This is a genomic window from Salegentibacter sp., assembly GCF_041642575.1.
Taxonomy (GTDB): Bacteria; Bacteroidota; Bacteroidia; order Flavobacteriales; family Flavobacteriaceae; genus Salegentibacter.
Genome location: NZ_JBEPWD010000108.1, coordinates 1 through 5,944, shown reverse-complemented (window position 1 = coordinate 5,944; position 5,944 = coordinate 1). Strand labels below are relative to the sequence as shown.

At 42.3% G+C, this 5,944-nt stretch carries 5 protein-coding genes; 2 read left to right on the top strand and 3 right to left on the bottom strand.

Translation table 11 applies throughout. The features are described from left to right. Window positions 1-553, top strand: a 553-nt coding sequence (locus ACESK1_RS11590) for a hemerythrin domain-containing protein (RefSeq protein WP_372920340.1), incomplete at its 5' end; no start/stop codon positions are given. A 387-nt stretch (window positions 554-940) separates the two neighbouring features. Continuing rightward, complete coding sequence (locus tag ACESK1_RS11585) at window positions 941-2,416, top strand: S41 family peptidase (protein ID WP_372920339.1); 1,476 nt, start codon at window positions 941-943, stop codon at window positions 2,414-2,416. Between the two features lie 108 nt (window positions 2,417-2,524). Here ACESK1_RS11585 and ACESK1_RS11580 read toward each other — a convergent pair whose 3' ends face one another. The 3 genes from ACESK1_RS11580 to ACESK1_RS11570 all read right to left on the bottom strand — a co-directional run bounded on the left by ACESK1_RS11580 (window position 2,525) and on the right by ACESK1_RS11570 (window position 5,591). Beyond that, window positions 2,525-3,034: a gamma carbonic anhydrase family protein gene (locus ACESK1_RS11580; protein WP_372920338.1), complete on the bottom strand. Its 510-nt coding sequence runs from the start codon at window positions 3,032-3,034 to the stop codon at window positions 2,525-2,527. 318 nt (window positions 3,035-3,352) lie between these two features. Beyond that, window positions 3,353-4,852: a flavin monoamine oxidase family protein gene (locus tag ACESK1_RS11575; protein ID WP_372920337.1), complete on the bottom strand. Its 1,500-nt coding sequence runs from the start codon at window positions 4,850-4,852 to the stop codon at window positions 3,353-3,355. Between the two features lie 262 nt (window positions 4,853-5,114). After that, a complete protein-coding gene (locus tag ACESK1_RS11570) occupies window positions 5,115-5,591 on the bottom strand; it encodes a DinB family protein (protein WP_372920336.1) in 477 nt (158 codons plus the stop codon). Window positions 5,592-5,944: the final 353 nt, after the last annotated feature.

Sequence of the window (5,944 nt, the reverse complement as noted above, 5' to 3'; positions counted from 1 at the left end):
AAGAAAAACAATGAGGTTTTATTTATATATCATTCTAAGTCTTTTAATTCTGAATAGCTGTGGAAACAAGGAAGAAACTGCGATTCCGAGGTTTAAGGTTAAACCTGAAGTGCCGGCACAGATCTTAGAGGATCATAATTATTTTCTTGAAAAACTTAAACCGTTTACTTCTTATGAAGATAGCACCGGCATAGCGGCAAGAGAGCTTTATGAAGTGATGGAATTCCATTTTAAGGAAGAAGAGGATTATATATTACCTCCATTGGGGATCCTGCCCTTACTGGCTAAAGGCGAACTTCCGGAAGAGAGCGGAAAAATCGTTCAACTTATTGAAAAATTCCGTGAAAACAGAGAGGCTATGCTGGCCGAACATCAAATGATTGCGCATTTTATAGACGAAATGGTGACTGCTGCCGGGAGGGAAAACCACCCGGAACTTTCCGGTTATGAAGCTGAACTCGAAAAACATGCTGAACTGGAAGAAGAGATATTATTTCCCACGGTACTCTTATTAGGAGATTATTTGAAACTCAGGGAAGAGAATAATCAATAGGTCAAAAAAAAAGAACAGGAGGTGCAGTCTCCTGTTCTTATAAAAAAAGTATTAATTACTATTAACCAAAAAAGTAACCTGTGTGGCTGAACCGCCTGGGGGCTCAACCGGTATTCTGACCGTATTCCAGGCAAGAGCTAAATTACTTATATAGGTCAATGTGAAATATGATGAGCCTCATATTTTGTGTGAATTTCCATCTTCTTAGGACGGACAACGAAGAAATTGTACGAATTCGACTTTCAGAATACACAGCTAAAACCTCCGGCTCAACAAATCTTAAAGGCTCATATTCAGAGTACCCTGGCATAATTACTGTAAATAAGAGGATGAAATAGATTGGAAGCAATCTTCAGTTTCCTGATATTTCAATTTAAACCCCAATTCATGAGATTTCAAATAAGTTTGATCATTAGTTTTTTAAGTATTTTCTTAATTTCCTGCGAAAAGGATGAGGAAGAATTCATTAACCCTGTAGAAACCAAAGAAGAAACAGGTACACAGGCTTCCAGTGAGCTTGAGATAGAGCAATTCGTCTATCGGGGAATGAAGGATATCTATCTTTACAAGGACCAGGTACCCAGCCTTGCCAATAACTATTTCAGATCAAACGCTGAAAGGGATGATTACCTCACAGGTTTTAGCGATCCTGAAGATCTTTTTGATGCCCTCACCTACTCCCAGGACCGGTTTAGTTTTATCACGGATGATTATAAGGCCCTGGAGGAGCGTTTCGACGGCGTGAGCAGCAGTACCGCGGGAATGGATTTTGGTCTTGGCAGGATCAGTAATTCCAATAATGTCTTTGGTTATATCCGCTATGTGATTCCGGGAACCTCTGCCGATACTGAGAATCTCGAGCGTGGAATGATCTTTACTGAAGTAAACGGCCAGGCACTTAATGTGAATAATTATAACTCTTTATTAGAGGCCAATACCATGGAAATCAATATCGGTAAAATAGAAAACGGCACTATTATCCTGAGCGATAAAACCGCTCAACTTTCCAGGTCTGAATATAACGAGAACCCGGTGCATGAAAGCAAGGTGCTAAATATTGAGGGTCAAAAAATCGCTTACCTGATGTACAATAGCTTCACCGGGAAGTACGATGCACAACTTAATGCAGCTTTTTCTGAATTTAAAGCTGAAGCTGTTGATGAGCTGGTGCTGGACCTGCGTTATAACGGAGGTGGTTCCGTAGACTCGGCTATTGACCTTGCCAGTATGATCACCGGGCAGTTTGAAGGAGAGATCTTCTTAAAGGAACAATGGAACAAAGAGTATCAGGAAAGTTTCGAGGCCAACGATCCCGAGCGATTGCTTAATCGGTTTGATACCAAAATCAGAACCGGGGAAGCCATCAACAGCCTGAATCTTTCAAGGGTTTATGTGCTCACTTCCAAAAGTACGGCCTCGGCCAGTGAATTAATCATCAACGGTCTTGAACCCTATATCGAAGTGGTACAGGTAGGAGACCAAACTACCGGAAAATTCCAGGCCTCTGTAACCCTGTATGACAGTCCTAACTTTGGCAAGAGCAATGCCAGCGAAAACCACACCTATGCCATACAACCCCTGGTCTTTAAATCGGCGAATGCCAATGGAAAAACCGATTATATCAATGGACTTAAACCGGATATTGAATATATTGAAAGCCCGGAGAATTTAGGCGAATTAGGTGATCGGGACGAACCCTTGCTGGGGAATGCCCTGAATCATATCTTCGGAAAAGCCCCGTTAAAGCGATCAGTAGAAGAAATAAAAACCGCGGAAAAATTCAAAACCATAGGGGAAAGCGGTATGAATGAGATCAACTACCAACGCATGTATATTGAATCTCTACCGGAACTTTTGAATTAAAACACAGAACAATTTAAAATGAAGGAAAAAGGGAACTGCTCTTGAGAACAGTTCCCTTTTTATATTGAAAAAATTTCAGGCTCCTAAAGGTTTTCGAGCGTAGAAAGCCTATTTAAACCAGCTGCTGTACATGATATAATTCTTCGCGGTCTTTGCCAGGTTTTTTACCTGGTCTTCAGTTAGTTTTTTGATCTTTCGGGCAGGAGTTCCGGCGTAGATATGTCTGGGTTCGCAGAAGGTATTTTCCAGCACCACAGCACCGGCGGCGATAATACAATTCTCACCGACCACCGCTTTGTCCATAACGATAGCCCCCATCCCGATAAGGGCATTATCCTTTACTTCACAGCCGTGCACAATGGCGTTATGTCCTACAGAAACGTTATTTCCAATAGTAGTAGCGGCTTTTTCATAAGTACAATGGATAACGGCACCGTCCTGGATATTGGTACGGTTCCCTATCCGGATCGCGTTAACATCCCCACGAATCACAGCATTGAACCACACGGAACACTCTTCCCCCATCACCACATCACCAACAATAGTAGCATTTTCCGCGAGGAAGCAATCCTTCCCGAATTCAGGGCTCTTTTCTTTTACGGGTAAAATAATTGGCATAATCTATTTTTGAGGGAAAGTTAGGAATTTTTCCGCAGGAAAACCTGTGCAAATCGGCAGCATGTCCATTGAAAGCATGGAGGATTGATTTATAGATTTCACGCAAAGCACGCCAAGCAAAGCAAAAGAACGCAAAGAATTTATTATGGAAGATAGTGGTACCATAAGTCTGTTTCTTTCATTAAATCATTTCGTATTCGCGTGAAACTTAAGAGGAGTATATTTAAAACCTATCCTTTCAGGAACCATTACCAACTTTAATCAATGCTATTGGCCTTTCACTTGTCTTATTCAATAGGAGAAAAATGCCCCAAAAGCTTAACCCCTGAGATCATTGATCGCTTTTGCCGCATCAGCACCCGAGCGAAGCGCACCTTCCATGGTGCTTCGCAAAATACTGGTATATTCCCCGGCAAAATGGAAGCGGCCATGAGGTTCCTGCAGCGCCTTTAGATACTTGGTAACATGTCCGGGAGCCGGAAAACTTGGTCCTCCAAGAGCATAAGGATCTTCTCCCCATGCCTTTACATAGGTGCCGGAATGATGCTCTTCAATATCAGGGAAGATCTTTTTCATTTCGGGTAGGAGCTTGTCTTCAAGTTCCCTTTTCTGCAATTTCCCAAGTGCATTCGCCCCTTTTCCCATAGCGTAACTTTCCAGGATCCCGGGGTTTTCGGCCGGGTTTTGAGACATTGTATAAGGGGAAATCTGTTTAACCGGAAGATCGGTGAAGGCTGCTCCTGAAAGATCTTTGTTCAACCAGAAAGCTTTGTCGGTCTGAAAAAAGCTTCGGGTAACCTCAAGAACGGGTAGTTCCTTTAAGGCTTCGGCTTTAAAAGAAGGCAAAGCGGGTTCAAAAGTTATGCCTGCAAGCACGGCCGCCGGGATGGTAGAGATCACATAATCGGCTTTAAATTCAGCATTAGCTCCGGATCCTGTTTCTGTTTCAACAATGGCAGATTCTCCGGAATCGTGCAGCTTAGTCACTTTAGTTTTATATTTTATCTTATCGCCAAGTCCGTTTGCCATCGCAACCGGCAGCCTATCATTTCCTCCTTTCAGCAGAAAGAAAGAAGTCCCGCTCATAAAGAGTCCGAAATCTGAAACCGCCATGGAAAGTCCGGAGGTTTCTTTTGGCTCCGCGGCAAACCACTGGGTATTCTGCACCAACTGGATTGCCCCGTCGCTGGCCCCCTGTCTTTTCATATAATCGTAAAGCGAGATCTCATCCAGATCTATAAGGGGAGCCTGATCCCATGCATCAGGCTTAGTATTTTCTTCAGGCAGGGGTTCCATGATATATTTCTGAACGATGCCCATAGGGCCCAGTTCATTTTCTTCAGGGCTTAATTCATAAGGCCAGTCTGGATTCTCTCCGGGAGCAACTTCCAGCTTTTCACCATTAAAATAATAGATGACCGTTTTCTCCGGAAAAGGGTATGGCACCTGTTCCAGGCCCAGTTCTTCAATATATTTCAGAGATTGGGTATACGTTGAGGAAAATCCTACCGCGCCTTCTTCAGCAGAAAGACCTTCAGGAAAAGGCTCCCGGATGGTGGAAACACGTCCGCCCGGGCGGTCCCTGGCTTCAAGGATCGTTACTTTATGTCCGGCTTTATCGAGTTCCCAGGCTGCAGCGAGACCCGCCAGGCCGGCGCCAAGGATCAGAATCTCTTTAGGATTATCAGTTTTACTAAGATTATCGGAGGCCATAAGCGGGATGGGAAAAAGCATGCTGGTTCCCAGGGCTCCCATTCCCAGGCTAAATTGTTCCAGGAATCTTCTTCTGTTGATTTGTGTTGCATTTTTTAGTTTCATAATTATTAAGATTGGTGATTCTAAATTGTAAGCACAAATAAGTAGGTTTTAAGAACAGGCAAAGCAGTTCTGGAAAGGGAAAAATGAATGTCAGTAAGACCGAAACCGACATAGCCTCGATTCTAAGGTATTGAAATTTAGGGAAATACCAAAATAAGGTCTTAAGGTTAAGGGTTTAACCCAAGAATCAGGTACAATTTAGAAAGTAACGTTTAATAGCAGAATACCTTTGTTTTATATTGTAATTTGCTGCAGCTTTTGGCTATTCCCGCTCACCCTCAATTATCTTCAGGTAGGCAGATAATTGACCGCGATGATAGATCTCGTGTTCGAGAAGTCTTTCCATAATGAACCACCAGATATCGGTTTGTTTCCCGAGTTCTTCGGAAACTTTCTCATTCAGGGTTTGTTCATCCAATGCCTGGATAACAGCGTGGCGCTCTTTCTGAAGGTTTTTAAGACGGGATTTGATATCTTCAAATTCAGCAGCATCTCTTTTATAATGGGGCTCATCTGAACCCATACTCCATTTATAGGTCTTTTCATCAGAGCTTAACATTTCCAGGAAAAGTTCATCTACTTTCAACAAATGCTGGGCGATGTGGACAAAACTCATGGCTGTATTATTAAGACGCCAATTCATAAATCCTTCAGGAATTCTTTCCAGAATTTCAAGGCTCTTGTCCCTGACTTCCCAGGAGAATTCGGCCAATTGATTTGCATACGCATTGCACTCCATAATTTCTCATTTTAGGTTCCTTAAGTTAAAAAAAACCGGAATTATCTAAAATGATATTTGTCATTTGAAAAGAGAGAGAAGTCAGCAGATTAAGTTTGCGGAATTGAAAATCGGGAGTAAGTTTCAATTTTAACGGGAACTTGTTGAGAGGATGTGCTTTAAAGACTTCTCGATACTTTTTTTATTCCGCTAGCGCTTCATAAAAAACACTCGAAGTCAATGGTGGTAATAATTACTGATTTTTTAAAAACTCATTACTTTAATTTCGATTAAATTGATAATACGGGAGCAGGTTTCACTTATCGGAACTATTTGAAAGGAAGTGCATTGAAGACTTCCCGATACTCCCGATA